Consider the following 25149-nt stretch of genomic DNA (forward strand, 5'->3'; position numbering starts at 1 on the left):
CGGGATCTGACCTACTGGCCTCATAGCTTTCCTCCATGACCTCAAGCGAGACAGCGCCCGAGACGGCTCCCCCGAAAGACCGCGTGACAGAACAGGCGACTCCCGACGCGACCTCCGACACGACCTCCGACACGACCCCCGACACGACCCGCGTCGCGACCTCCGCCGCACCGCCCGTCGCAGGCGACCGCCGGCGCTGGTTCGCCCTCGCGATCGTGATGACCGCGGCCTTCATGGACCTCGTCGACGTCACGATCGTCAACATCGCGATCCCGTCGATCCAGCGGGACGCGGGCGCCACCTTCGGCCAGATCCAGTGGATCACCGCCGGCTACGCCCTCGCCTTCGCCGCCGGCCTGATCACCGGCGGCCGGCTCGGCGACATACACGGCCGCAAGCGGCTGTTCCTCATCGGCATCGGCGGCTTCACCCTCGCCTCGGCCCTGTGCGGCTTCGCCGTGAACCCGGAGATGCTGGTCGCCTCCCGCATCCTCCAGGGCGCCATGGCCGCGCTGATGGTCCCTCAGGTCCTGTCGATCGTGCACGCCACCTTCCCGGCGCACGAACGCGGCAAGGTCTTCGGCCTGTTCGGCGCGGTCGTCGGCCTCGGCGCGGTCACCGGTCCGCTCCTCGGCGCACTGCTGACGCAGTGGAACCTCTTCGGCCTCGAGTGGCGCCCGATCTTCCTCATCAACCTCCCGGTCGGCATCGCGGGACTGATCCTCGGCAGCCGTTTCATCACCGAGTCCAAGGCGCCGAAGGCCCTGAAGCTGGACCTCGTCGGCGTCGCCCTGGTCACGCTCGGCCTGCTGATGCTGCTGTACCCGCTGATCCGCGGCCGCGAGCTGGGCTGGCCGCTGTGGGGGTACGTGTCGATGGCGGGCGCACTCGTCGTCCTCGCGGCGCTGGTGGCGTACGAGAGGCGCAAGGCCGCACGTGACGGCTCCCCGCTCGTCGAACTGTCGCTGTTCAAGGTGAAGAGTTTCGCGGCCGGCATCGCGGTCCAGACCGTCTTCGGCGTGGCGCTCGGCATCTTCTTCCTGGTGTGGACGCTGTACATGCAGTTCGGCCTGGGCTGGCGCCCGCTGAAGGCCGGTCTGACCGGGATTCCGTTCTCGATCGCCGTCTCGACGGCGGCCGGCCTGTCCGTCCAGAAGCTGGTCCCGCGCTTCGGCCGCAAGGTGCTCCAGGCGGGCGCGCTGGTGCTGGCGATCGGCGTCCTGCTCTACATCTGGGAGTCCGCTCGCCACGGCCTGGCCATCGCCCCCTGGCAGATGGCACTGCCGCTGGTCGTCATGGGCGTCGGCATGGGCCTGATCGTGGCCCCGCTGACGGACGCGATCCTCTCGGAGGTGCCGCGCGAGCACTCGGGCTCGGCGTCCGGCCTCATCAACACCGTCCAGCAGATGGGCAACGCGCTGGGTCTGGGCCTGGTCTCGGTGGTCTTCTTCGGCGTCGTCGACGACCGGCTGACCGAGGGCGCCCGGGGCCCGGCGGCGGGCGCGGCCTTCGTGGACGGCTTCCAGCACGCGCTGGGCTGGGTGGCCGCGGTGATGGGCGTCATCTTCCTGCTGATGTTCGCGCTGCCCAGGCGTCCGGCACAGCATGTCGAGGGAGCCGGAGCGACCGAGGACCCGTCGCCGATGACGGAGAAGGAGCCCGCGTTGGTGTCCTGAGGGACGTCGGATTCCTGTAGGGCGTCGGCGTCCTACGGCGGGGGAGTGGCCCGGCACTTCGGTGCCGGGCCCTCGTCGTCTCCGCTCCCGCCGTTCCTGCCTGATCCTGCCTGCTCTGACCTGGCGGGAAGCCCGATCATGCCCGATTGAGCCCGAACCTGTTTACTTTCCGGAAATCCGGGCGTAGCCTCCCAGCGAAACCACAAGTTCGGGCACAGTTCGGAGGTGAGCGGACATGTACGCACCGGAGCGGCAGCAGGAGATCCTCCGACTGGCTCGTGACGGCGGCCGCGTCGACGTCCTGTCGCTGGCCGAGGAGTTCCAGGTGACGGCGGAGACGATCCGCCGCGACCTGAAGGCCCTCGACCGGGCCGGGCTCGTGCGCCGTGTGCACGGTGGCGCGATCCCGGCCGGGCGCCTGGACTTCGAGCCGGACCTCGCCGAGCGCGAGTCGACGGCGGCCGACGAGAAGGACCGGATCGCCAAGGCGGCCCTCGCCGAGCTGCCCACCGAGGGCACGATGATCCTCGACGCCGGTACGACGGTGGCCCGCCTCGCCGCCGCCCTGCCGCTGGAGGCGTCCCTCACCGTGGTCACGCACAGCCTGCCCATCGCGGCCCGGCTCGCGGACCACCCCGGCATCCAGCTCCACCTCATCGGGGGGCGCGTACGGCACCGTACCCGCGCCGCCGTGGACGCCTGGGCGCTGCGCGCGTACGGCGAGATCCGGGCCGATGTCCTCTTCGTCGCGGCCAACGGCTTCTCGGCCGAGCACGGTCTGACCACCCCGGACCTCGCGGAGGCGGCGGTCAAGCGCGCGGCCGTGGCCGCGGCCCGCCGCGTGGTGCTGCTCGCCGACTCCTCCAAGCACGGCCAGGAGCACTTCGCCCGCTTCGGCGACCTGAGCGACGTGGACCTGCTGATCACCGACAGCGGGCTGAGCCCCGAAGACGCCACCGCCATCGAGCGCGGCGGCACGGAAGTAGTACGCGCATGATCCTCACGGTCACCCCGAACCCGTCTCTGGACCGCACCTACGAGGTTCCGTCCCTCGACCGTGGCGAGGTCATCCGCGCCACCGGCGAGCGCATGGACCCGGGCGGCAAGGGCGTGAACGTCTCGCGGGCGGTCGCGGCCGCGGGCCGGCGCACGATCGCGGTCCTGCCCTTGGGCGGTGCCCCCGGCGCGCTGGTCGCCGACCTGCTCGACGCGCAGGGCATCGAGGTCGCGCCGGTGCCGGTCGCCGGAGCCACCCGCTCGAACATCGCGCTCGCGGAGTCGGACGGGGTACTGACGAAGATCAACGCGCCCGGTCCCGAACTGTCCGCGGCCGAGCAGGAGCGGCTCCTGGAGACGGTGCGCGAGCAGTCGCACGACGCGGGCTGGATCGCGTGCTGCGGCAGCCTGCCCCGAGGGCTCGCGCCGTCCTGGTACGCCGATGTGGTCGCGCGGGCGCACTCGGGGGGTGCGCGGATCGCGCTGGACACCTCCGGACGCGCCCTCCTCGAAGCGCTGCGGGCCCGTCCGGACGTGGTGAAGCCGAACGCCGAGGAGCTCGCGGAGGCCGTCGGGCGCCCCCTGACCACCGTGGGCGACGCCATGAAGGCGGCCGAGGAGTTGCGCGAGATGGGTGCGCACGCCGTGCTCGCGAGCCTGGGCGCCGACGGACAGCTCCTGGTCGACGGCTCGGGCGCCTGGTTCGGCAGCGCGCGCGTCGACGTCGTACGCAGCAATGTCGGCGCCGGCGACTCCTCTCTCGCCGGCTTCCTGATCGCCGGCGGCAGCGGCCCGGAGGCCCTCGCCTCGGCGGTCGCCCATGGCGCGGCGGCCGTACAGCTGCCCGGCAGCGTTATGCCGTCCCCGGGCGACCTGGACCTGGCGGCGGTGACGGTCACGGCCGAGGTGCCGGTGGACCGCGTACTGAAGGAGCCGGCGCCATGACGAATGTCGTGATTGTCACAGTTCTTGCGGATCTGCGTCGTGAGCGGCGAAGCTCACCCTTACTCACGGCCGCCGACGGACGGCAGGGCCTCCTGAGCCGCTCTGCCGCCCGGGGGAGGCGGGGTTTCCCCGGCCCCGCCTTCCCCACCCCCTCCTCCTCCGTCTCCTCCTCTCCCGTCTCCTCCTCCACCCCTGGCGCCCCCCACGGCCTTCCCGCCACCCTCCTCCACACCCCCGTCCCCCTCCCCGCCCACCAGACTCCCCGGGCGATACGCGTGCTAAGGAGCCCGCGATGAGCAACATGATCACCGCGGACCTGGTCGATCTCGACCTGTCCGCCGACACCAAGGAAGCGGCGGCGCGCGCCCTCGCCGAGCGCATGGTGGCCCTGGGCCGGGTGACCGACCTGGAGGGCTTCCTCGCCGACGTGGCCGCCCGCGAGGCACAGATGCCGACCGGCCTCGACGGTGGCATCGGCATCCCGCACTGCCGCAGCGAGCACGTCACCGAGCCGACGCTCGCCTTCGGGCGCAGCGCCGCCGGCATCGACTTCGGCGCGGCGGACGGCCCCGCGGACCTGATCTTCCTGATCGCCGCTCCGGCCGGCGCGGACGACGCCCATCTGACGATCCTGTCGTCGCTGGCCCGGCAGCTGATGAACGCCGAGTTCACGGACGCGCTGCGGTCGGCGGGCGACGCGGCGTCGGCGGCGGCGCTGATCCGTGGGGACGAGGCTCCCGCGGCCACCGACCCGGCGCAGGGTGCTTCCGAAGGCGCGAGTGCCGCAACCGAGGGCGCGCAGGGCAGCGCGAGCGCCGCGCAGAGCGCCTCCACAGACTCCGTGGCGTCGTCGGCGGCGGCCTCCGCCGACGCCGCCACGGGCACCACGGGCACCACGGCCTCGGCGCCGGGCGCCCCCGCCGCCGAGGCCGAGCGCCCCTTCCGTATCGTCGCCGTCACCTCCTGCCCGACCGGCATCGCCCACACGTACATGGCGGCCGAGTCGCTGGAGAACGCGGGCCGTGAGGCCGGCGTCGAACTCGTCGTCGAGACGCAGGGCTCGGCCGGATTCACCCGCCTCGACCCGGCCGTCATCGCGGCGGCGGACGGCGTGATCTTCGCCCACGACGTGGCCGTACGGGAGAAGGACCGGTTCGCCGGCAAGCCGACCGTGGACACCGGCGTGAAGGCGGGCATCAACCGTCCCGCCGAGCTCATCGCCGAGGTGCGTGAGAAGGCGGCCCGCGGTGAGGTCACGGCGGCGGCCCGGCCCGGCACCCCCGTCGAACGCGCGGGCGAGCCCGGCGAGGGCTATGGCACCAAGCTGCGCAAGTGGCTGATGTCCGGCGTGAGCTACATGGTCCCGTTCGTCGCGGCGGGCGGCCTGCTGATCGCCCTCGGCTTCGCGATCGGCGGCTGGGAGATCAACAAGGCCGTGCCGGTCACCGAGCACTTCGACTGGCTCCAGGTCGACAGCTGGGCGGCGCTGCTGTTCCAGATCGGCGGTGTCGCCTTCGGCTTCCTGATCCCCGTCCTCGCCGGCTACATCGCCTACGGCATGGCGGACCGGCCCGGTCTCGTCCCCGGCTTCGTGGGCGGCATGATCGCCGCCAACATCAACGCGGGCTTCCTCGGCGGTCTGGCCGCCGGTCTGATCGCCGGCGCCGTCGTCCTCGGCATCCAGCGGATCAAGATCCCGCCCGTGCTGCGCGGCATCATGCCGGTGGTCGTGATCCCGCTGTTCTCCTCGATGGTCGTCGGCTTCCTGATGCTGGTCGTGATCGGCAAGCCCATCGCCGAGGCCCAGAAGGCCATGACGGACTGGCTGGGCGGCCTCTCCGGCACCAACGCCGTCCTGCTCGGCATCCTGCTCGGCCTGATGATGTGCTTCGACCTGGGCGGCCCGGTCAACAAGGTCGCGTACGCCTTCGCCACGGCCGGCATCACGGTGCAGGACCCGAGCGACTCCGCGATGAAGGTGATGGCCGCCGTGATGGCCGCGGGCATGGTCCCGCCGCTGGGCATGGCCCTGGCCACCACGATCCGCAAGAAGCTGTTCACCACGGCCGAGCGCGAGAACGGCAAGGCGGCCTGGGTGCTGGGCGCCTCCTTCATCTCCGAGGGCGCGATCCCGTTCGCCGCGGCCGACCCGCTGCGCGTGATCCCCGCCTCCATGGCGGGCGGCGCGGTCACCGGGGCGCTGACCATGGCCTTCGGCTCGACCCTGCGCGCCCCGCACGGCGGCATCTGGGTCACCTTCCTCATCGGCAAGCCGTTCCTCTACCTGCTGGCCATCGCGGCCGGTACGGCGGTCACGGCCGGCCTGGTCATCCTGCTGAAGGGGATGCGCAGGACGGCCCCGGAGCCCGCCGCGGCCACCGGGTCCCCGGCGGCTGAGGCCGGGCAGGCGAAGCAGCCGGTGGCCGCGTAACCTTCCCACCGGCGCCACTTGTCCCTTTGGGGTGCTGTGAGTTGTTCGCGGCACCTGCGAGATACGTCACGGTCCGGGCCTTTGGGTCCGGACCGTGGTGTCTACTGGAACGCATGCCTGAGCACGTCTCGTTCCTCCAGATGCTGGGCCCGGTCGTCCTCGCCCTGGCGGCCGTGCTGTGGGTGATCGGGCTGGTCCGCCTCCTTCGCGGCAGCCGCCCGAACGCGTCGCCGGGGCGCGCGAACTCGGCGCTCTCCGCACTCCCGCACCAGCGACAGACCCCGCCCGAGCGGGAGGCAGTGGAACTCACCCCGGCGGAACGGGACGCCTTCGCCGGACTGGTACGACAGCTCAGCGACGGCCGCTGACGGCAGCAGCCGACGCCACGCCACCCGCACGGAGCGGCCCAGCCGGCTGCACGGCACCACGGCGCCCGCGCCGACCGGCGAGTCCGGCTTTGCGGCGCCCGTGCCGAACGGCGACGCCGGGCTCACGACACCTGCGCTGCCCGCCGCTCCATCGCGTCCCGTGCCGCGTCCTCGTCGACGTACACCTCGCACATGTGCCGCCCGTCCGGTGTCGCCGTGTGCTCGACCTCCCAGAGGGAGACCTCCGTGCCGTCGCGCAGCAGGAAGGCGTGCTCGTAGAGCGAGAAGCACAGTCCGGCGCGTCCCACGCGGCACGGGCGCCCGAACGCCTGCGTGATCTGGTGCGCGCACGCCGTGGCCAGCAGCGCGGCCGTCTCCGCGTCCGGCCGGTCGGCGTTCTCCGCCCGGCGCAGGAGCCGGCGCGCGTGGTCCGCCGAGTCGTCCGGCGCGTACGCGTGCCGCGGCGAGGGGATCGGCGACAGCTGCACCGTCACCGGCAGTTCGAAGTCCGGCGCGTCCGGCGGCAGCGGCAGCCGCGCGGTCGCGGCGCGCAGCTCCTCCTCGTCGACGTACACCTCGTGCTGCGGCGCCCGATCCCGTGCCGTGTTGTGCACGAGCTCCCACAGGGTGAGCGCCGAGCCGTCGGCGAGCAGCCAGGTGTGCCGGTACGTCTCACGGTGCAGCCCCGCGCTGTGGTGCGCGGAGTGCAGTGAGCTGTCGTGCGCCAGCGCACAGTCGAGCCGTCGTATCGCCTCGTCGGGCAACTCGAAGGAGTTCAGGGCGCGTCCGAGGAGTCGCGCGAGGTGCTCCTCCGGAGACTCCGGAGACTCGGGTGGTTCGTACGCTGCCGTCTCGTACGGAACACTCAAGGTTTCTCCCGGCGTTGCTGCATGTCACCTTGTGGGTGCATACCGTAGCCCCTCGGTCGGACATCATGTCCGGGAACCGAGAAAACGTACGTCCGGTAAAACGCGCGGGCCACGCGAGAAGTTCCCGCGCGGCCCGACGAAGTGTCAAGAAACCCTGTCCGGAGGGCACTTCGGTGGATCAGACGGCACTGCCCGCCACCCACTGGCTCCACGCCATGTTCCAGCCGTTGAGCCCGTTGTCGGGCGCCACCGTCTTGTCGGGGGAGTTCTTGACGATCACCACGTCCCCGAGGAGCGAGTTGTCGTAGAACCACCTGGCGGGTGTGTCCCCCTGTCCGCCCTGCGCGTCCCGCAGGCCGACGCAGCCGTGGCTGGTGCCCTGACGGCCGAAGGGCGGGTTGCCCTTGTTGTACCAGTAGTTGCCGTGGATGAAGGTCCCGGACGTCGTCAGCCGCATCGCGTTCGGCACGTCCTTGATGTCGTACGCGTCCGCGAGGTTCACGGTGCGGCTGTCCATGTGCACCTTCTTGAACTTCTCGGAGATCACCATCTGCCCGTTGTAGGTGGAGAACTCCGAACTGCCCGCCGAGATCGGCACCGACTTGATCGTCCGGCCGTCCCGCACCACCGTCATGGTCTGCGTGTCGACGTCGACCGTCGACACCTGCGAGCGCCCGACGGTGAAGGTGACGGTCTTCTTCTGTACGCCGTAGACGCCGTCGGCGCCCTCGACGCCGTCCAGGTCGATCTTCATCGTGACCTTGGAACCGGCCTTCCAGTACTGCTCGGGCCTGAAGTCGAGCCGCTGCGTCCCGAACCAGTGCCCGACCACCTTCTGCCCGCTGCTGGAGCTGACCTCGATGTGCGACTGCACGGCCTTCTTGTCGCTGATCGCCTTGTCGAAGGTGAAGGACACCGGCATGCCGACGCCGACCTTCGTGCCGCCGTCGGGCGTGTACGTGCCGACGAAGCTGTTGGCCGGAGTGACCGTGGTGAAGGTCGAGTCGGCGGCGGCCCTGCGTCCGTCCCCGTCCTTCGCGGTGGCCGATATCCGGTACTTCGTCCCTCGTTCCAGCTGCTCCTTCGGCTTCCAGCTGCCCCCGTCGGTGGACAGGGACCCCGGCACGTCCTGCCCGGTCCCCGCCACCGTCATCTTCACGTCGGTCAGTTCGCCGTCGCTGACCTTCACGCCGGTCGTGTTGATCGACGCTCCTGTCGAGCCGTTCTTCGCCGAGATCACTATCTTCGCGGCGGACGTCCTGGGCGAGTCCTTGCCGCCCTTGCCGTCCTCCGTGCCGGCGCCGGCGCTCCCGCTGCACGCGGTGAGGGTCAGGGCGCCGATCATCAGGGCGGCACAGGCACCCAGCGCGCGCCGCGCTGTTATGTCCGGCGTTGTCACGAGCTGCTCCATCTTCGTGCGGTCTGCGGGATCCGTTCCGTTCTACGGTGGTAGAGCTCACCGTCACCGGAGCGGGTTCCCCGCGTGCGCCGTGAACGCCATCACGTGACAGAACCGCGACAATCGCCCGCGCGGCACCGGACACCGTCGCGTCCGCGCCCTCCGTCCGCGCCCTCCGTCAGCGCGCTCCGTCAGCGCGCCTCGTCAGCGCCCGCCGTGGGCATCCCCGTACAACTCCCGGTACGAAGGCCACACTCCACCCGGCCCGTCCACCGACTCGGCCGCGCGCACGGCACGCACGATCGCGCGCGTCACCGCGTCCGCGCCCGCCGCGAGGAGCTCGTTCAGGGCGAGGGGATGCCGGGCGTCCAGCGGGCGTTCCCCGGTGGCCAGCGCGAACACCGTGTCCCCGTCGTTCAGCAGATGCACCGGCCGCACGGCGCGCGCGATGCCGTCGTGCGCCGTCCCGGCCAGCTTCTGCGCCTGCGCCTTGGACAACTGCGCGTCGGTCGCGACCACCGCGAGTGTGGTGTTCAGCGGCGGCGGTGCGTTCTTCGCCGCCGTCTCGGCGAGATGCCGGCGCGCGGCCTCGTGGACGGTCGTCTCCGGGTAGTCCACGCGCCCCTGGAACAACTCCCCGTACAGGACCCCGGTTTCGGGATCCACGGCCGACCCCGCCGCGTTGGCCACCACCAGCGCGGCCACCGTGATCCCCGAGTCCAGGACGGTGCTCGCCGTGCCGATGCCGCCCTTGACCGGCCCGACCGTGGCTCCCGTACCGGCGCCCACGCAGCCCTCCGGCACCGGTGAGCCGGGTTCGCTCGCCGCGGCCGCCTCGACCGCCGCCCGCCCCGTGGCCGCGTCCGGCCGCGCCCGGAAGTCGCCGCCCCGCCCGAGGTCGAAGACGCACGCCGCGGGAACCACCGGCACGACATGCGCCGGGTCCACCCCCACCGGCACCCCCCGGCCCCGCTCCTCCAGCCAGGCCATCACCCCGGACGCCGCGTCGAGCCCGTACGCGCTGCCTCCGGTCAGCACGATCGCCTCGACCTTCTGCACGACGTTGCGCGGATCGAGCGCGTCGGTCTCCTTGGTGCCGGGGCCCCCGCCGCGTACGTCCACGGCGGCCACGGCCCCGCCCTCGGGCGCGAGGACGACCGTGGTGCCGGTGAGCCAACCGTCGCCGGTGCGGGTCGCGTGGCCCACCCGCAGCCCCGCGACGTCTGTCAGAGCGTCAACTGTCATGTGCCCAGTCTCGTCCAGCGACCGGCGCCGTCCATGCCCTCTCCGGGTGATCGGCCGACCTCGGGCGACCGGATGCCCCTGGGCGACCGGCTGACCCCGGGCGACCGGCCGACCCTAGGCGACCGGCGCCCGCACCGGCTGCCTGTCCTCATGGCCCGTCGTACGCGCTGTCAGCGTCACCCCGACCGCCACCGTCAACGTCGAGACGAGGCCGGCCGCGAGCACCGCCCAGCCGCCCAGGAACGTGCAGCAGATCACCAGCAGGGCCGCCGTCGGCAGCACCAGCTGCTGGGCGATGCCGATCTTGTAGTGACGGGAGTGCAGCGCCCAGACGGTGAGCAGATAGAGCGCCGTCGGCAGGGTCACCGCGGCCGACGCGGCCAGCGTCGATATGTGCGCCTTGCCGATGGCCTGCTCGACCGCGACCTCCAGGCCCGCGCCGATCGCGGCCGCCGAGGCGAAGACCAGGTAGTGGCCGTAACCCCACAGGAACGCCTGTCTGTTGGAGCGCAGATGGCCGTGGATCGGCACCGCGAAGTAGATCCACCACGCCGCGAAGATGATCAGCAGCCCGCCCGTGGCGATCGGCAGCAGCTCGCCCAGTTCGTCGCTCTCGTCGATGCCGGTCTTCACGGCGATCGTGGCCGCGGCGATGGTCTCGCCGAGCACGATGATGGTGAACAGTCCGTACCGCTCGGCGATATGACGCGGATGCCAGGACGTGGGACGGTCCTTCTCCGCGTACGGCGGCACGCACATCTCGACGACGACCATCACCAGGAACACCCAGGGCCTGGCGCCCTCGGGCAGGACCACCAGGCCCAGCCAGCCGATCTGGCACAACAGCACTCCGCCGGCGTACCGCAGCGCCGTCGTTCTCTCCGCGCCCTCACTCGACAGCGCCGCGCGCAGCCACTGGGCCGCGAGGGCGACCCGCATGATCGCATAGCCCAGCCAGACGGCCAGGAACTCGTGGTCCTCGAACGCCCGGGAGATCCCGGCGGCCAGGACCAGCACGCCGGCGATCTGGATCAGGGTGGCGGCCCGGTAGAGGACGTCGTCGTTGTCGTACGCCGAGGCGAACCAGGTGAAGTTCATCCAGGCCCACCAGATGGCGAAGAAGACCATCGCGTAGTCGAGGATCCCCTCGCCCGCGTGTCCCTCGGCGACGGCGTGCACCAGCTGGATGCCCGCCTGGGCTACGGCCACGACGAAACACAGGTCGAACAGGAGCTCCAGCGGGGTGGCGGTCCGGTGCGCCTCACCACGACCACGGGCCGTGAGCCTGCGCAGCGGGCGGTGGCTTTCGTGTGCGCGGGAGGAGTCCGGCGCGGGGGTGGAACTGGGCATCATGGGATCAAGCACAGCAGAAGGGGCGGGGAATTTCTTGCGCAGGGATTCACAAGTGCGCAAGGACCCCGGGCTGCCGTCCGGAGGACTGGCGCCCCGGGGGCCGTACTCTGGACGCATGAGCACCGCCCCCGACCCCGCCTCCGAGCCGCGCGAGCCGAAGCCCGCACTGATCTTCGACGACCCGCTGGACCAGCAGTCCTCGGACGACACGGACCGTGGATGGGGCGAGCGGCCGGGCGGCGACAGCGCGGCCGACCTGAAGCGCTTCCTCGACGAGAAGCCGCCCCACCACCTCTGAGCCGTCAGCGCTCGTCGTGCCCCGAGCCGCGCTGGGCGACCAGCGCGTCGCGGATCTCCTTGAGCACCTCCAACTCGGTCACCTCGATGACCTCCTGGGCGCCCTCCTTCTCCTTGCGGCGGGCCTCCACGCGGGCCAGGTACTTGGCCATGGGCAGGACCATCAGGAAGTAGACGACGGCCGCGGTGATCACGAAGCTGAGGGTGGCGCCGAGGACCGAGCCCCACAGGATCCGGATCCCCTGCTCGCCCTCGCACGTCGCGCTCAGACATGAGCTGTAGTGATCGAGGTTCTTGGTCCCGATCGCTCCGACCAGCGGGTTGATGACCCCCTTCACCACCGCGTTCACGATGTTGGTGAAGGCGGCACCGATGACCACCGCCACGGCCAGATCGACGACATTCCCCCGCATCAGGAAGGCCTTGAAGCCCTGCCAGACGCTCGGTTCCTTCTTCTCGCTCACTCCGGAGCCACCCCTTGGACGCACACGTTGTGGAACAGACCGCTCCGCAACCTACGTCAGGGCTACGCCATCCTGTCCAATCGCGGCTCAGCACAGCGTCACCGCCAACCGAGCCGTAGCGCTCGCCCCCGCCAGCCGCGCCGCGGTGGCACGCGGCACCGAGAGCACGACCAGCGCCCCGCTCTCGGGCGCGGCCTCCAGCGGCTCCGGCACCTTCGACACCCGCGCCCCGCGCGCGACCACCTGGGCGCCACCGCCCGCCGAGGTCTCCTCCGCGGCGATCACGTCGACCCGGTCACCTGGCCGCAGCAGCCGCACGGTGGCCCCGTCGGCGATCCGCACCGGCGCGGACACCCTCTCGACTGCCCGGTGCTGGCGTACCGGCTCCGCCACCGGATGCCCGCGCGCCCCGTCGGCCTCCCGACCCGCCTCCCGCGGACCCGCCGCCACGAGCGCCGCCGCGGTGACGGCGAGCCCGGCCGCCACGGCCCGCCTCCGATGCCGTACGAGCCGGCGCAGCCGATACCGCCCGCCCCGCACCCGCACGGGGGCGAAGTGCGGCACCTCGCACGTGGCCGGAGCGTCGGTGCCCAGGGGGAGCGGGGCAACAGGAGAGGAAGAGGACGACGGAGCAAGGGACATGGGGACCACCACCTACGACGACGGAACGGCTTGCGAGCCCACGATCCGCCATCGCGCCGCCGCCCGCCGAAGCCGGTGGACTACCCGCCGGTTGTGGACAACTCCCTCACCCGAACGAGGCGTTCCACATCCACGCCGCCCAGCCCCCCGCCACCACTACGGCAGCTCGAACCCCGGATCCATCCCGCCCAACGCCTTGGCGCACAGGCAGTCCCGCTCCTCGTTCGCCGGCAGCGCGGCCACCGCGTCGAACAGCACGCCCCGCAGCCGGTCCACATTCGCCGCGAACACCCGCAGCACCTCGTCGTGCGAGACGCCCTCGCCGGTCTCGGCGCCCGCGTCGAGGTCGGTGACCAGCGTCAACGAGGTGTAACAGAGCTCCAGTTCGCGGGCGAGCGCCGCCTCGGGGTGGCCGGTCATGCCCACCACCGACCAGCCCTGAGCCTGGTGCCACAACGATTCGGCTCGGGTCGAGAAGCGCGGCCCCTCCACGACCACCAGCGTGCCGCCGTCCACCGGCTCCCACTCCCGCCCGTGCGCCGCCTTCAGCGCGGCCGCGCGTCCGGTGGGGCAGTAGGGGTCGGCCAGGGAGACGTGCACCACGTTCGGCACCGTGCCGTCGGGCAGCGGCAGTCCGTCGAAGTACGTCCCCACCCTGGACTTCGTGCGGTCGACCAGCTGGTCCGGTACGAGCAGCGTGCCCGGCCCGTACTCGGGCCGCAGTCCGCCCACCGCGCACGGGCCGAGGACCTGGCGCGCGCCGAGCGAGCGCAGCGCCCACAGGTTGGCCCGGTAGTTGATCCGGTGCGGCGGCAGATGGTGCCCGCGGCCGTGCCGGGGCAGGAAGGCGACCCGCCGGCCGGCTATCTCACCGAGGAAGAGGGAGTCGCTGGGCGGCCCGTAGGGGGTGTCCACCTGTACCTCGGTCACGTCGTCGAGGAAGGAGTAGAAGCCGGAGCCGCCGATCACGCCGAGTTCGACGTTCGCCTTGTTCGCCATGTCCGCACCCTAACCGCACCGGGAAACACCGAGGACCCCGTCGCCGGGTGACGACAGGGTCCCGTAAGAAACGCGTCCTACGCGCGCGTAAGCGGCGCTTACGCGGCGGAGCTGCTGCTGGAGGAGGTGCCGGTGCTCGACGACTTCGAGTCCGAGGACGACGAAGACGAAGAGGAGGAGGAAGAGGACGAGTCGGACGTCGACGGCTTCGACGACGCCGGTGAGCTGCTCGACGAGGAGCCGCGGCTGTCGTTGCGGTAGAAGCCGGAGCCCTTGAAGACGATGCCGACCGCGGAGAACACCTTCTTGAGGCGGCCCTGGCAGCTGGGGCACTCCGTCAGGGCGTCGTCGGTGAACTTCTGCACCGCCTCGAGGCCCTCGCCGCACTCGGTGCACTGGTACTGATAGGTGGGCACTGTCTTCCTCCTGGCACTCTCACTCGATGAGTGCTAACGACGGTCCATAGTGACGTATTCCAGCCGTTCAGTCCACTGCTACCGGCACCCGGTGACCCACGCCACGTGCGACCGTACGGCCCTGGGGCCGCACCGCCAGCCGCGAGCGCAGTGCCACCAGGGTCGCCAGGGCGAGCAGCGTCCCGCCCATCGGCACCAGGAACCCGGCGCCGCCCCAGAAGCGGTCCTCCAGCTGTCCGGCGACCGTGACGGCGGCTGCCTGGCCGAGTGCCACCGCGCCGGTCAGCCAGGTGAACGCCTCGGTGCGGGCGCCGGCCGGAACCAGGCCCTCGACCAGCGTGTACCCGGTGATCAGCGCGGGCGCGATGCACATGCCGACGACCAGGCCGAGGCCCGCCAGCACGAGCACCGACTGCGCGGCCCACAGTCCGGACGCGGCCAGGGCCAGGGCGGCGTACCCGATGACGAGGCGGCGCTGCGGGGCGACCTTCCAGGCGAGGGCGCCGCAGACGAGGCCGGAGAGCATGTTGCCCGCCGCGAAGGTGCCGTACAGGACGCCGTTCAGGCCGGGCTCGCCGATCGACTCGGTGAAGGCGGCGAGGGAGACCTGCATGCCGCCGAAGACGGAGCCGATGCCCAGGAAGGTCACGATCAGCACGCGCACGCCGGGGACGCGCAGCGCGGAAGCGTGCTCCACGCGCGCGTGGGCGCCGACGGTGACCGTGGGCTGCGTGCCCTTCTGCGCGGCGAACAGCAGACCGCCCAGAAGGGTGAGGCCGGCCTCCGTGACCAGGCCCGCGGCCGGGTCGACGGCCGTGCACAGGGCGGTGGCCAGCAGCGGGCCGACGACGAAGGTCAGCTCGTCCGTGACCGACTCGAAGGCCGCGGCGGTCGTCATCAGGGGCGAGCCCTGGAGCTTCACGCCCCAGCGGGCCCGCACCATGGGCCCGACCTGCGGCACCGAGGCACCGGTCGGCACGGCGGCCGCGAACAGCGCCCACAGCGGCGCGTGGGACAGGGCGAGCGCCGTCAGCGTCAGACCCGACAGCGTGTGGATCAGCACGCCGGGGATCAGGACGGCGCGCTGTCCGTAGCGGTCGGCGAGGCGGCCGCTGTAGGGCGCGAACAGCGCCATGGAGACGCCGGTGACGGCCGCGGCGGCGCCCGCCGCGCCGTACGAGCCGGTGGTGTGCTGCACCAGCAGCACGATGGAGATGGTCAGCATCGCGAACGGCTGGCGCGCGGCGAAACCGGGGATCAGGAACGTCCAGGCGCCGCGGGTGCGCAGCAGTTGCCCGTATCCCGGACGAGAGGAGGCCGACGAGTCCTTCGACGGCTCGTTGGTGACCGTGGATGCCACGGCCCGTGCCTTTCTGCCGCCTGGTAGCGCGGCCCCTACGGGTGGGGGGCGGCGCCGAGAGCTGTCCTCTTGCGCAAAACTGCGGTAGATGCCGGCGCCCATGGAGGAAGGGCGTCGCGGCCGCCATACGGTCGCGCCAGCTCTGCGTCAGGCAGAGTTGGTTTGATCTGGGTAACGCCTGCATAGTACAGGGAGCGGCGCCGGTTGATCCTGTGAAAAGGAGCACTGCCCGGCGCTCCACCTGCGATTGAGCCGGCCCCCAGCAGCCCTTCGGCAGCCCATCAGGTGGCCCCGTCAGGCTGCCCCGTCACGTCGCCCCGTCAGGTCGCCCCGTCAGGTCGCCCCGTTCGTCCCCAGCCACCCGGCGAGCTTGCCGCCGGCGCCCACGGCGCGCAGTCGGCGCTCCGCGGCGTCCCGCACCGGGTCCGTGGCGACCACGAGCAGCTCGTCCCCGCGCCGCAGCACCGTCGTGGGCAGCGGGACGAAGGACTTGTCGTCGCGTACGACGAGGGTGACGGCGGCTCCCGGGGGCAGCCGCAGCTCGTTGATCTCGACGCCGTGCATCTTCGAGCCCTCCGGGATGGCGAAGGACAGCAGGTGCCCCTGCAGCCGCTCCAGGGGCGCCGACTCGATGCCGAGGTCGGTGGCCTCGGCGTCCTGGCCGAGGTGCAGCTTGCGGGCGAGCCACGGCAGGGTCGGCCCCTGGATCAGGGTGTAGACGACGACCAGGACGAAGACGATGTTGAAGATGCGGCGGCTGTCCTCGACGCCGCCCACCATGGGGATCGTCGCCAGGATGATGGGCACGGCGCCGCGCAGCCCGGCCCACGACATCAGTGCCTGCTCGCGCCAGGCGACGCGGAACGGCGTCAGGCACACGACGACGCTCAGCGGGCGCGCCACCATGGTCAGCACCAGCCCGATGACGAGTGCGGGCAGGATGTCGTCGCCCAGCTCGTGCGGGGTGACCAGGAGGCCGAGCAGGACGAACATGCCGATCTGGGCGATCCAGCCGACCCCGTCGGCGAACCCGCGCGTGGCGGGCCAGTGCGGCAGCTTCGCGTTGCCCATCACCATCGAGGCGAGGTACACGGCCAGGAATCCGCTGCCGTGCGCCATCGCGCCCGCCGCGTACGCGGTGACGGCGATGGCCATGACGGCGATCGGGTAGAGGCCGGAGGCGGGCAGCGCCACGTGCCGCAGGCCCCAGGCGCCCAGCCAGCCCACCGCGATGCCGATGGCGGCGCCGATGGCCAGCTCCAGGGTTATGTCGCCCAGCAGCACGTACCAGTGCTCGATCGGCCCGTGCGCGGAGAAGGCGACCACCAGGATGACCACGGGGGCGTCGTTGAAGCCGGACTCGGCCTCCAAGGTGCCCGTCACGCGCGCCGGCAGGGGGATCTTCCGCAGCACGGAGAAGACCGCGGCGGCGTCGGTGGAGGAGACGACCGCCCCGATGATGAGCGCCTGTCGCCACTCGAGTCCGACCAGGTAGTGCGCGGCCGCCGCCGTGACCGAGACGCTCACCGTGACCCCGGCCAGCGCCAGCGCCGAGGCGGCCGGAAGGGCCGGCCTGACCTCTTTCCACTTCGTGCCGAGACCACCTTCGGCCAGGATCACGACCAGTGCCGCATAGCCGATGACCTGCGTCAGCTCGGCGTCGTCGAAACGGATGCCGCCGATTCCGTCCTGGCCCATGAGCATGCCGATGCCCAGGTACACGAGCAGGCTGGGGAGCCCGCTGCGCGAGGAGATCCGGACCGCTGCGACGGCGACGAGCAGGACGAGCGAGCAGACGAGCAGGAGCTGGTTGAGGTCGTGGACAGTCAGCGGCCGTTCCCTTCCCTGGCCCGCGCACACGCGCGTGGGCTCACGTACATAGGACACGAAGTGGCGGTCCTTCGTACCCAACTACTTCGTTACCTTACCTAACTCTTGACGATTTCTTGACGCTTGTCGGTGCATGATCGAACGCCCGTCCGCGCTGGTTCCCCAGTCCGCGTCAAGGCCGACCGGGCCCTGCGCCTATGGTTGCTCCAGCGCTCATTCAAAAGGACAGCCCGCTTTGCCGCCGCTCGCGTTAGGACAGCAAGGACAGCGATGCCCCCCAACACCACCGCCTCCACGGGTCAGCAGCCCGGCAAGTCCGGCAGGAAGAAGGGGCGCAGAGCCCGTCTGATGGTGCTCGTGCTGGTTCTGGCCGTCGTGGCAGGTGTCACCGGCGGGGCGTACTGGTCCATCAGCACCGTCCGCGCCTCCTTCCCGCAGACCAAGGGCTCCATCACGCTCGACGGCCTGTCCGGGCCCGTCGACGTCAAGCGCGACGGCTACGGCATCCCGCAGATCTACGCGTCCTCCGACGAGGACCTGTTCATGGCGCAGGGCTACGTCCAGGCGCAGGACCGGTTCTACGAGATGGACGTACGCCGTCATATGACCTCCGGGCGTCTGTCGGAGATGTTCGGCAAGAGCCAGGTCGACAACGACGAGTTCCTGCGCACCCTGGGCTGGGACCGGATCGCCGAGCAGGAGTACGACAAGACGCTGTCGGCCTCCACCAAGAAGTACCTCCAGGCGTACGCCAAGGGCGTCAACGCCTACCTGGCGGGCAAGGGCGGCAAGGACATCTCCCTGGAGTACGCGGCTCTCGGGTTCACCAACGACTACAAGCCCGAGCAGTGGACCCCGGTCGACTCGATCGCCTGGCTGAAGGCGATGGCCTGGGACCTGCGCGGCAACATGCAGGACGAGATCGACCGCGCCCTGATGACCAGCCGCCTCGGCCCCAAGGAGATCGCGGACCTGTACCCGCAGTACCCGTACGGCCGGAACAAGGCGATCGTCCAGGCGGGCGCGTACGACGAGGTCACCAAGACGTTCCAGCCGAACGGCTCCGCGTCCGCGAGCGGCTCCACCGGTGGCTCCACGGGCGCCGCGTCGGGCACGGCCTCCGGTTCCTCCGGCTCGGGCACGGCCGGTCTGCAGAGCCAGCTGGCGGGCCTCCAGAAGGTCCTGGACGGCCTCCCCACGGCCGTCGGCGTGAACGGCAACGGCATCGGCTCCAACTCCTGGGTGGTCGCCGGGAAGCACACCATCACCGGCAAGCCGCTGCTGGCCAACGACCCGCACCTGTCGGCCTCGCTGCCGTCCGTCTGGTACCAGATGGGCCTGCACTGCCGCTCGGTGTCCAGCAAGTGCCAGTTCGACGTCAGCGGCTACACCTTCGCGGGCATGCCCGGCGTGATCATCGGCCACAACCAGGACATCTCCTGGGGCATGACCAACTCCGGTGTCGACGTCACCGACCTCTACCTGGAGAAGCTCTCCGGCGACGGCTACCTGCTCGACGGCAAGACGGTCCCCTTCAAGACGCGCGAGGAGACCATCGACGTCGCCGGCGGCAGCTCCAAGAAGATCGTCGTCCGCGAGACGAACAACGGCCCCCTGCTCTCCGACCGCAGCTCCGAGCTCGTGAAGGTCGGCAAGAAGGCCACCGTCGACACCGCGGCCCCCGACCGCGGCGACGGCTACGGCATCTCGCTGCGCTGGACCGCGCTGGAACCGGGCACCACCATGGACGCCGTCTTCGCCATGGACAAGGCCGCGAACTGGAACGACTTCCGCGCCGCGGCCGCCCTGTTCGACGTGCCCTCGCAGAACCTGATCTACGCCGACACCAGGAACCACATCGGCTACACGCTGCCCGGAAAGAGCCCCACGCGCGCGAAGGGCTACGACGGCTCCGTCCCGGCGCCGGGCTGGGACTCCAGGTCCCGCTGGACCGGCTACATCGACAAGGACGAACTGCCCTACGAGTACGACCCGGCCCGCGGCTACATCGTCACCGCCAACCAGGCGGTGATCGACAAGGACAAGTACCCCTACACGCTCACCACGGACTGGGGCTACGGCGCCCGCAGCCAGCGCATCACCGATCTGATCCAGTCGAAGATCGACGACGGCGGCAAGATCTCCACCGAGGACATGCGCCAGATGCAGCTCGACAACAGCAGCGAGATCGCCAAGCTGCTCGTGCCCAAGCTGCTGAAGATCGACATCGAGGACCCGGACGTCCGGGACGCGCAGGAGCTCCTGGAGGGCTGGGACTACACCCAGGACGCCGACTCGGCGGCGGCCGCCTACTTCAACTCGGTCTGGCGCAACATCCTCAAGCTCGCCTTCGGCAACAAGCTGCCGAAGGAACTGCGGGTCAAGGGCCAGTGCCTGTATGTCGACCCCGTCAACACCACCGGCCCCGCCGACGAGACGGACAAGGTGCGCGAGTGCGGCGAGCGCGAGGCCGACCAGGCGCAGCCGGACGGCGGCGACCGCTGGTTCGAGGTCGTCCGGAGCCTCATGGACGACGAGAACAGCGACTGGTGGAGCACGTCGAAGTCGGGCACCCGCCCCGGGGCCACCGACCGCGACCAGCTGTTCAGGCGGGCCATGATCGACGCCCGCTGGGAGCTGACCGCCAAGCTCGGCAAGGACATCGACACCTGGAGCTGGGGCCGGCTGCACCGCCTGTTCCTGAAGAACCAGACCCTCGGCACCGAGGGGCCCGGCTTCCTGCAGTACGTCCTCAACCGCGGTCCCTGGAAGCTCAGCGGCGGCGAGGGCACGGTCAACGCCACCGGCTGGAACGCCGCGGGCGGCTACGGCGTCGTCTGGGTGCCGTCGATGCGGATGGTGGTCAACCTCGGCGACCTCGACAAGTCGAAGTGGATCAACCTCACCGGCGCCTCCGGGCACGCCTACAACGCCCACTACACCGACCAGACGGGCAAGTGGGCCGACGGCGAGCTGCTCGACTGGTCCTTCTCGGACGGCGCGGTCGACGAGAGCACCAGCGACACCCTGGTGCTCAGGCCGTGACCCGCTGACAGCGAACGGCCGACAGGCCGAAGGGCCCTCCACGCGCGCGTGGAGGGCCCTTTCGCATGAGGGACGCGGCTCAGGGCGCCCGGAAGCGGCGCACACCCGACGGCGTCACGGCCGCGTGCACCGGCCGGTCGTGCGCCTCCTCCGGGACGTGCTCGACGACCTCGGAGTCGTACAGCAGCACCACGAGCGAGGGGCGGGCGCCCGCGCGTTCCAGGCGGGCGAGCACCCGGTCGTACGAGCCGCCGCCGCGCCCCAGACGCATCCCGCGCGCGTCGACCGCGAGGCCCGGCAGCAGCACGACGTCGGCCTCGGTCACGGCGTCCGGGCCGAGGCGTTCGCCGGTGGGCTCGAAGAGGGCCATCTTCGAGCCGTGTCGGACACGGGCGAGGGAGCCCTCTCCGGCGTACGCGCCCCAGTCCAGGTCGTTGTCGGGCAGCAGGGCGGGCAGCAGGACGCGTACGCCCCGCGCGCGCAGCGCGTCGAGCAGCGTGAGCGTGCCGGGTTCGCTCCCCACGGAGACGTACGCCGCCACCGTGCGCGCGTGCGCCAGCTCGCCCAGCTCCAGTGCCCGTGCCGCCAGCGCCCCCGCCGATTCCCGCACGTCATCCGCCGTCAACCTGCTTCTCACCGCGAGGAACTCCCGCCGCAACATTCGCTTGTCAGGCTCGGTCCCACGTCCGTTGTGACTCAAGTCGCTCCCGTATCCTTCCCAATGCGCTCATATGAGAGCCAATTAGCCGGAGCCCCAGATTCCCTCCTAAGGCACCGGATAAGGTTGCGGACATGACTCAGTCCAACCCTCGGATCAGCAAGGCTGTCATCCCAGCGGCGGGCCTTGGTACCCGCTTCCTGCCGGCCACCAAAGCCACTCCCAAGGAGATGCTGCCGGTCGTCGACAAGCCGGCGATCCAGTACGTGGTCGAAGAGGCCGTGTCCGCCGGCCTCGACGATGTCCTCATGATCACGGGCCGCAACAAGCGCCCCCTTGAGGACCACTTCGACCGCAACTACGAACTCGAGTCCGCCCTGGAGAAGAAGGGCGACGCCGAACGGCTCGCCAAGGTCCAGGAATCCAGCGACCTGGCCACCATGCACTACGTGCGCCAGGGCGACCCCAGGGGCCTCGGCCACGCCGTCCTGTGCGCCGCCCCGCACGTCGGCCAGGAGCCCTTCGCGGTCCTGCTCGGCGACGACCTGATCGACGCCCGGGACCCGCTGCTCAAGCGGATGATCGAGGTCCAGGAGCGACACGGGGGCAGCGTCATCGCGCTGATGGAGGTCGCGCCCGAGCAGATCCACCTCTACGGCTGCGCCGTCGTGGAGGAGACCGAGGACAGCGACGTCGTCAGGGTCAGCGGCCTCGTCGAGAAGCCCGACGCGGCGGACGCCCCGTCGAACTACGCGGTCATCGGCCGCTACGTCCTCGACCCCCACATCTTCGACATACTGCGCACGACCGAGCCGGGCCGCGGCGGCGAGATCCAGCTCACCGACGCGCTCCAGCAGCTCGCGGCGGACGAGAAGATCGGCGGCCCCGTGCACGGCGTCGTCTTCAAGGGCCGCCGCTATGACACCGGCGACCGCGGCGACTATCTGCGTGCCATTGTCAGACTCGCGTGCGAACGTGAAGACCTGGGCCCGGACTTCCGGACCTGGCTTCGCAGTTACGTAGCCGAGGAGATGTAGCGAGTTGAGCACCGCCGCGCCCCGCACCATCGGCCCGGACCACCTGTGGTCCGTGGACGAACACCTGGAGGACATCCTCGCGACCGTCCGCCCCCTCGAACCCATCGAGCTGCAACTGCTCGACGCCCAGGGCTGCGTCCTGGTCGAGGACGTCACGGTGCCGGTGTCCCTGCCCCCGTTCGACAACAGCTCCATGGACGGGTACGCGGTGCGGGTCGCGGATGTCGCGGGCGCGAGCGAGGAGTTCCCGGCCGCCTTGGAGGTCGTCGGGGACGTCGCGGCGGGCCAGTCCGAACTGCTCCACGTGGGCCCCGGCCAGGCGGCCCGCATCATGACCGGCGCCCCGCTGCCCCCGGGCGCCGAGACCGTCGTACCCGTCGAATGGACCGACGGCGGCCTCGGCGAGGGCCCGGTGACCGGGATGCGCGCCCGCAGCCTGGCCCCCGAAGGCGCCGGCGGCCAGGTGCACGTGTACCGCCAGGCCGAGGCACGCGCGCACGTACGCGCTAAGGGCAGCGACGTGAAGGCCGGCGACCGGGCGCTCGAAGCCGGTACGGTCCTCGGGCCGTCGCAGATCGCCCTGCTCGCCGCGATCGGACGCGGCACGGTACGGGTGCGCCCGCGCCCGCGCGTGGTCGTGCTGTCCACCGGCAGCGAACTCGTCCAGCCCGACGAGGAACTGGCCGACGGCCAGATCTACGACTCCAACAGCTTCGCCCTCACCGCGGCGGCCCGTGACGCCGGCGCCATCGCCTACCGTGTCGGCGCCGTCGCCGACGACGCCGAGACGCTCCGGTCCACCATCGAGGACCAGCTCGTCCGCGCTGACCTCATGGTCACCACCGGCGGCGTGAGCGTCGGGGCGTACGACGTGGTCAAGGAGGCGCTGTCGTACGTCGGCGACGAGGACGAGGCCGGCAGCGGCGTCGAGTTCCGCAAGCTCGCCATGCAGCCCGGCAAGCCCCAGGGCTTCGGCTCCATCGGTCCCGACCACATCCCGCTGCTCGCGCTCCCGGGCAACCCGGTGTCGTCGTACGTCTCCTTCGAGCTGTTCGTGCGCCCCGCGATCCGCACCCTGATGGGCCTGGAGGACGTCCACCGGCCGCGTACCAGGGCGACCCTCGTGGCGGACGAGGCGCTGACCTCCCCGAAGGGGCGCAGACAGTTCCTGCGCGGGACGTACGCCGACGGTGAGGTGCGGCCGGTCGGCGGCGCCGGCTCCCATCTGATCGCCGCCCTCGCCCACGCGGACGCGCTGATCGTCGTCCCCGAGGACGTGCGGAGCGTCGAGCCCGGCGCCGAGATCGAGGTGGTCCTGCTCGGCTGAGCCCCGCTGGTTGGCGGTACCGTGTCGCGCACAGCAGGCCCGTGCGCCGCACCGCGACGGGCCCGGACCGGGAGCGCCACACGAGCATGAGCACGCACGACCGACCCACGCAGGACCGACTCACGCAGGACCGACTCACGCACATCGACGACGCGGGCGCGGCCCGCATGGTCGACGTCTCGGAGAAGGACGTGACCGCGCGCACGGCCCGCGCCAGCGGACGCGTCCTCGTCTCGCCCCGTGTGGTCGAGCTGCTGCGCGGCGAGGGGGTCCCCAAGGGGGACGCCCTCGCCACCGCGCGCATCGCGGGCATCATGGGCGCCAAGCGCACGCCGGACCTGATCCCGCTGTGCCACCCGCTCGCGGTGTCCGGTGTGAAACTGGACCTGTCGGTCGCGGACGACGCCGTGGAGATCCAGGCGACCGTGAAGACCACCGACCGCACGGGCGTGGAGATGGAAGCCCTCACGGCGGTCTCGGTCGCCGCGCTCACCGTGATCGACATGGTGAAGGCGGTCGACAAGGGAGCGGTCATCACGGACGTGCGGGTCGAGGAGAAGACGGGCGGTAAGTCGGGCGACTGGAGCCGGGCATGACGTATCGCGCTCTTGTGGTCACCGCCTCCAACCGGGCCGCCGCCGGGGTCTACGAGGACAAGGGCGGCCCGCTGATCGCCGACGGCCTCAGGCGCTTCGGGTTCGCCGTCGACGGGCCGCAGGTCGTGCCGGACGGAGACCCGGTCGGGGCCGCCCTGAGTGCCGGTGTCGACGCCGGGTACGACGTCATCGTGACCACGGGCGGCACCGGTCTCTCACCCACCGACCGCACCCCCGAGGCGACCCGCGCGGTGATCGACCACGAGGTGCCGGGCATCGCGGAGGCCATCCGGGCGTTCGGACGGGAGAAGGTGCCGACCGCGGTGCTGTCACGGGGCCTGGCGGGAGTGGCGCGGGGGACGCTGATCGTCAACCTGCCGGGTTCGACCGGCGGGGTCAAGGACGGCCTGGCCGTCCTGGAGCCTCTCCTGGCCCACGCCGTCGACCAGATCCGCGGCGGCGACCACCCCAGACCCAGCACGGGGGGTGCGAGCTGAACAGCCCATCCTGGCCCGTCGTGCTGCGGGACGGCGAGGTCGTCCTCCGGCCGATAAAGATGCGCGACCAACGGGTCTGGCGCGAGGTCAACCGGCGCAACCGCGACTGGCTGCGCCCCTGGGAGGCGACGATTCCGCCGCCCACGCCCAGCGGGCCGATCGTGCACCGGCCGACCTACCGCCAGATGGTCCGGCACCTGCGGTCCGAGGCGAACGCGGGCCGGATGCTGCCGTTCGTCATCGAGTACCAGGGGCGGCTGGTCGGGCAGTTGACGGTCGCCGGGATCACCTGGGGCTCGATGTGTTCGGGGCACGTCGGTTACTGGGTGGACGAAGCGGTGGCGGGCCGCGGGGTGATGCCGACCGCCGTGGCCCTCGTCGTGGACCACTGTTTCCGCACCGTCGGCCTGCACCGCATCGAGGTCTGCATTCGCCCGGAGAACGGGCCCAGCCGGCGGGTCGTGGAGAAACTCGGATTCCGCGAGGAGGGGCTGCGGCCGCGTTATCTCCACATCGACGGCGCCTGGCGCGACCATCTCGTCTTCGCGCTCACGGCGGAAGAGGTGCCGGAAGGGTTGCTGAGCCGCTGGCACCGGGCAGGCTCACAGCGGGCACCGCGGACGAAGCCGCAGAACAACACCCAGGGGAATCCCGCGTAGCCCGGAAATTGAATAAGTGTTCGAAATTGATCGCCGGATG

At 71.2% G+C, this 25149-nt stretch carries 23 protein-coding genes; 12 read left to right on the forward strand and 11 right to left on the reverse strand.

The features are described from left to right. Positions 1-218 precede the first annotated feature (218 nt). From ABZ078_RS04055 to ABZ078_RS04075, 5 genes are all read left to right on the forward strand, one after another. Positions 219-1676 (forward strand): MFS transporter, encoded by a 1458-nt coding sequence (locus tag ABZ078_RS04055; RefSeq protein ID WP_356571694.1) that lies wholly within the window; start codon positions 219-221, stop codon positions 1674-1676. Between the two features lie 235 nt (positions 1677-1911). Beyond that, a complete protein-coding gene (locus ABZ078_RS04060; RefSeq protein ID WP_356571373.1) occupies positions 1912-2673 on the forward strand; it encodes a DeoR/GlpR family DNA-binding transcription regulator in 762 nt (253 codons plus the stop codon). Then, on the forward strand, positions 2670-3617 hold the full coding sequence (gene pfkB / locus ABZ078_RS04065; protein WP_356571375.1) for a 1-phosphofructokinase: 948 nt from the start codon (positions 2670-2672) through the stop codon (positions 3615-3617). Before ABZ078_RS04060 ends, pfkB begins: the two co-directional genes overlap by 4 nt. A 292-nt stretch (positions 3618-3909) precedes the next feature. Beyond that, entirely contained in the window at positions 3910-6048 is a 2139-nt protein-coding gene (locus tag ABZ078_RS04070; RefSeq protein ID WP_356571377.1) for a fructose-specific PTS transporter subunit EIIC, read from the forward strand. A gap of 113 nt (positions 6049-6161) precedes the next feature. Continuing rightward, positions 6162-6416 carry a hypothetical protein gene (locus ABZ078_RS04075; RefSeq protein WP_356571378.1) on the forward strand — a complete coding sequence of 85 codons (255 nt, stop codon included), beginning with the start codon at positions 6162-6164 and terminating at the stop codon, positions 6414-6416. 122 nt (positions 6417-6538) lie between these two features. On the opposite strand, the gene ABZ078_RS04080 is transcribed toward ABZ078_RS04075, so the two are convergent. The 4 genes from ABZ078_RS04080 to ABZ078_RS04095 form a co-directional block, all read right to left on the reverse strand. Next, a complete protein-coding gene (locus tag ABZ078_RS04080) occupies positions 6539-7285 on the reverse strand; it encodes a DUF6227 family protein (RefSeq protein WP_356571380.1) in 747 nt (248 codons plus the stop codon). 178 nt (positions 7286-7463) lie between these two features. After that, positions 7464-8684 (reverse strand): Ig-like domain-containing protein, encoded by a 1221-nt coding sequence (locus ABZ078_RS04085; RefSeq protein ID WP_356571382.1) that lies wholly within the window; start codon positions 8682-8684, stop codon positions 7464-7466. Positions 8685-8888: 204 nt separating this feature from the next. Beyond that, positions 8889-9929, reverse strand: coding sequence for a P1 family peptidase (locus ABZ078_RS04090; protein ID WP_356571384.1), 1041 nt, complete (start codon positions 9927-9929; stop codon positions 8889-8891). A 114-nt stretch (positions 9930-10043) separates the two neighbouring features. Beyond that, a complete protein-coding gene (locus ABZ078_RS04095) occupies positions 10044-11282 on the reverse strand; it encodes a low temperature requirement protein A (protein ID WP_356571386.1) in 1239 nt (412 codons plus the stop codon). A gap of 115 nt (positions 11283-11397) precedes the next feature. On the opposite strand from ABZ078_RS04095, the gene ABZ078_RS04100 reads away from it, so the two are divergent. Then, entirely contained in the window at positions 11398-11580 is a 183-nt protein-coding gene (locus ABZ078_RS04100) for a hypothetical protein (protein ID WP_356571388.1), read from the forward strand. A gap of 4 nt (positions 11581-11584) precedes the next feature. Here the strand turns inward: ABZ078_RS04100 and mscL are convergent, their stop codons facing one another. From mscL to ABZ078_RS04130, 6 genes are all read right to left on the reverse strand, one after another. Beyond that, the gene (gene mscL / locus ABZ078_RS04105; protein ID WP_356571390.1) at positions 11585-12043 is read right to left on the reverse strand and encodes a large conductance mechanosensitive channel protein MscL; all 459 of its coding nucleotides are present in this window, start codon (positions 12041-12043) and stop codon (positions 11585-11587) included. A gap of 87 nt (positions 12044-12130) precedes the next feature. Beyond that, positions 12131-12685, reverse strand: coding sequence for a hypothetical protein (locus ABZ078_RS04110; RefSeq protein WP_356571392.1), 555 nt, complete (start codon positions 12683-12685; stop codon positions 12131-12133). A gap of 156 nt (positions 12686-12841) precedes the next feature. Beyond that, on the reverse strand, positions 12842-13684 hold the full coding sequence (locus tag ABZ078_RS04115) for an S-methyl-5'-thioadenosine phosphorylase (protein WP_356571394.1): 843 nt from the start codon (positions 13682-13684) through the stop codon (positions 12842-12844). Between the two features lie 98 nt (positions 13685-13782). Next, positions 13783-14100: an FmdB family zinc ribbon protein gene (locus ABZ078_RS04120; RefSeq protein WP_356571396.1), complete on the reverse strand. Its 318-nt coding sequence runs from the start codon at positions 14098-14100 to the stop codon at positions 13783-13785. A gap of 67 nt (positions 14101-14167) precedes the next feature. Further along, positions 14168-15460, reverse strand: a complete 1293-nt coding sequence (locus ABZ078_RS04125; RefSeq protein ID WP_356571398.1) for an MFS transporter — start codon at positions 15458-15460, stop codon at positions 14168-14170. A gap of 333 nt (positions 15461-15793) precedes the next feature. Further along, the gene (locus ABZ078_RS04130; RefSeq protein WP_356571695.1) at positions 15794-17320 is read right to left on the reverse strand and encodes a potassium/proton antiporter; all 1527 of its coding nucleotides are present in this window, start codon (positions 17318-17320) and stop codon (positions 15794-15796) included. 240 nt (positions 17321-17560) lie between these two features. On the opposite strand from ABZ078_RS04130, the gene ABZ078_RS04135 reads away from it, so the two are divergent. Continuing rightward, positions 17561-20335: a penicillin acylase family protein gene (locus ABZ078_RS04135; protein ID WP_356571400.1), complete on the forward strand. Its 2775-nt coding sequence runs from the start codon at positions 17561-17563 to the stop codon at positions 20333-20335. Positions 20336-20414: 79 nt separating this feature from the next. Here ABZ078_RS04135 and ABZ078_RS04140 read toward each other — a convergent pair whose 3' ends face one another. Next, entirely contained in the window at positions 20415-20996 is a 582-nt protein-coding gene (locus tag ABZ078_RS04140; RefSeq protein WP_356571402.1) for a 5-formyltetrahydrofolate cyclo-ligase, read from the reverse strand. A 131-nt stretch (positions 20997-21127) separates the two neighbouring features. Here ABZ078_RS04140 and galU point away from each other — a divergent pair, with 131 nt between their 5' ends. The 5 genes from galU to ABZ078_RS04165 all read left to right on the forward strand — a co-directional run bounded on the left by galU (position 21128) and on the right by ABZ078_RS04165 (position 25109). Further along, entirely contained in the window at positions 21128-22030 is a 903-nt protein-coding gene (gene galU, locus ABZ078_RS04145) for a UTP--glucose-1-phosphate uridylyltransferase GalU (RefSeq protein ID WP_356571404.1), read from the forward strand. A 4-nt stretch (positions 22031-22034) separates the two neighbouring features. Next, complete coding sequence (glp, locus tag ABZ078_RS04150; RefSeq protein WP_356571406.1) at positions 22035-23357, forward strand: gephyrin-like molybdotransferase Glp; 1323 nt, start codon at positions 22035-22037, stop codon at positions 23355-23357. A gap of 86 nt (positions 23358-23443) precedes the next feature. Then, entirely contained in the window at positions 23444-23953 is a 510-nt protein-coding gene (gene moaC / locus ABZ078_RS04155) for a cyclic pyranopterin monophosphate synthase MoaC (protein ID WP_356571408.1), read from the forward strand. Beyond that, entirely contained in the window at positions 23950-24450 is a 501-nt protein-coding gene (locus tag ABZ078_RS04160; protein ID WP_356571410.1) for a MogA/MoaB family molybdenum cofactor biosynthesis protein, read from the forward strand. The genes moaC and ABZ078_RS04160 overlap by 4 nt, the downstream gene beginning before the upstream one ends. Before the next feature lie 20 nt (positions 24451-24470). Beyond that, entirely contained in the window at positions 24471-25109 is a 639-nt protein-coding gene (locus ABZ078_RS04165; RefSeq protein WP_356571411.1) for a GNAT family protein, read from the forward strand. Positions 25110-25149: the final 40 nt, after the last annotated feature.

It is taken from the genome of Streptomyces sp. NPDC006385 (assembly GCF_040612485.1).
Taxonomy (GTDB): Bacteria; Actinomycetota; Actinomycetes; order Streptomycetales; family Streptomycetaceae; genus Streptomyces.

What these genes read in the sequence shown, in the direction of transcription:
- ABZ078_RS04055 (WP_356571694.1), top strand. Translation starts at nt 219, where the DNA reads ATGACCGCGGCCTTCATGGACCTCGTCGACGTCACGATCGTCAACATC.
- ABZ078_RS04060 (WP_356571373.1), top strand. Translation starts at nt 1,912, where the DNA reads ATGTACGCACCGGAGCGGCAGCAGGAGATCCTCCGACTGGCTCGTGAC.
- pfkB (WP_356571375.1), top strand. Translation starts at nt 2,670, where the DNA reads ATGATCCTCACGGTCACCCCGAACCCGTCTCTGGACCGCACCTACGAG.
- ABZ078_RS04070 (WP_356571377.1), top strand. Translation starts at nt 3,910, where the DNA reads ATGAGCAACATGATCACCGCGGACCTGGTCGATCTCGACCTGTCCGCC.
- ABZ078_RS04075 (WP_356571378.1), top strand. Translation starts at nt 6,162, where the DNA reads ATGCCTGAGCACGTCTCGTTCCTCCAGATGCTGGGCCCGGTCGTCCTC.
- ABZ078_RS04090 (WP_356571384.1), bottom strand. Translation starts at nt 9,929, where the DNA reads ATGACAGTTGACGCTCTGACAGACGTCGCGGGGCTGCGGGTGGGCCAC.
- ABZ078_RS04095 (WP_356571386.1), bottom strand. Translation starts at nt 11,282, where the DNA reads ATGATGCCCAGTTCCACCCCCGCGCCGGACTCCTCCCGCGCACACGAA.
- ABZ078_RS04100 (WP_356571388.1), top strand. Translation starts at nt 11,398, where the DNA reads ATGAGCACCGCCCCCGACCCCGCCTCCGAGCCGCGCGAGCCGAAGCCC.
- ABZ078_RS04110 (WP_356571392.1), bottom strand. Translation starts at nt 12,685, where the DNA reads ATGTCCCTTGCTCCGTCGTCCTCTTCCTCTCCTGTTGCCCCGCTCCCC.
- ABZ078_RS04115 (WP_356571394.1), bottom strand. Translation starts at nt 13,684, where the DNA reads ATGGCGAACAAGGCGAACGTCGAACTCGGCGTGATCGGCGGCTCCGGC.
- ABZ078_RS04135 (WP_356571400.1), top strand. Translation starts at nt 17,561, where the DNA reads ATGCCCCCCAACACCACCGCCTCCACGGGTCAGCAGCCCGGCAAGTCC.
- ABZ078_RS04140 (WP_356571402.1), bottom strand. Translation starts at nt 20,996, where the DNA reads ATGTTGCGGCGGGAGTTCCTCGCGGTGAGAAGCAGGTTGACGGCGGAT.
- galU (WP_356571404.1), top strand. Translation starts at nt 21,128, where the DNA reads ATGACTCAGTCCAACCCTCGGATCAGCAAGGCTGTCATCCCAGCGGCG.
- moaC (WP_356571408.1), top strand. Translation starts at nt 23,444, where the DNA reads ATGAGCACGCACGACCGACCCACGCAGGACCGACTCACGCAGGACCGA.
- ABZ078_RS04160 (WP_356571410.1), top strand. Translation starts at nt 23,950, where the DNA reads ATGACGTATCGCGCTCTTGTGGTCACCGCCTCCAACCGGGCCGCCGCC.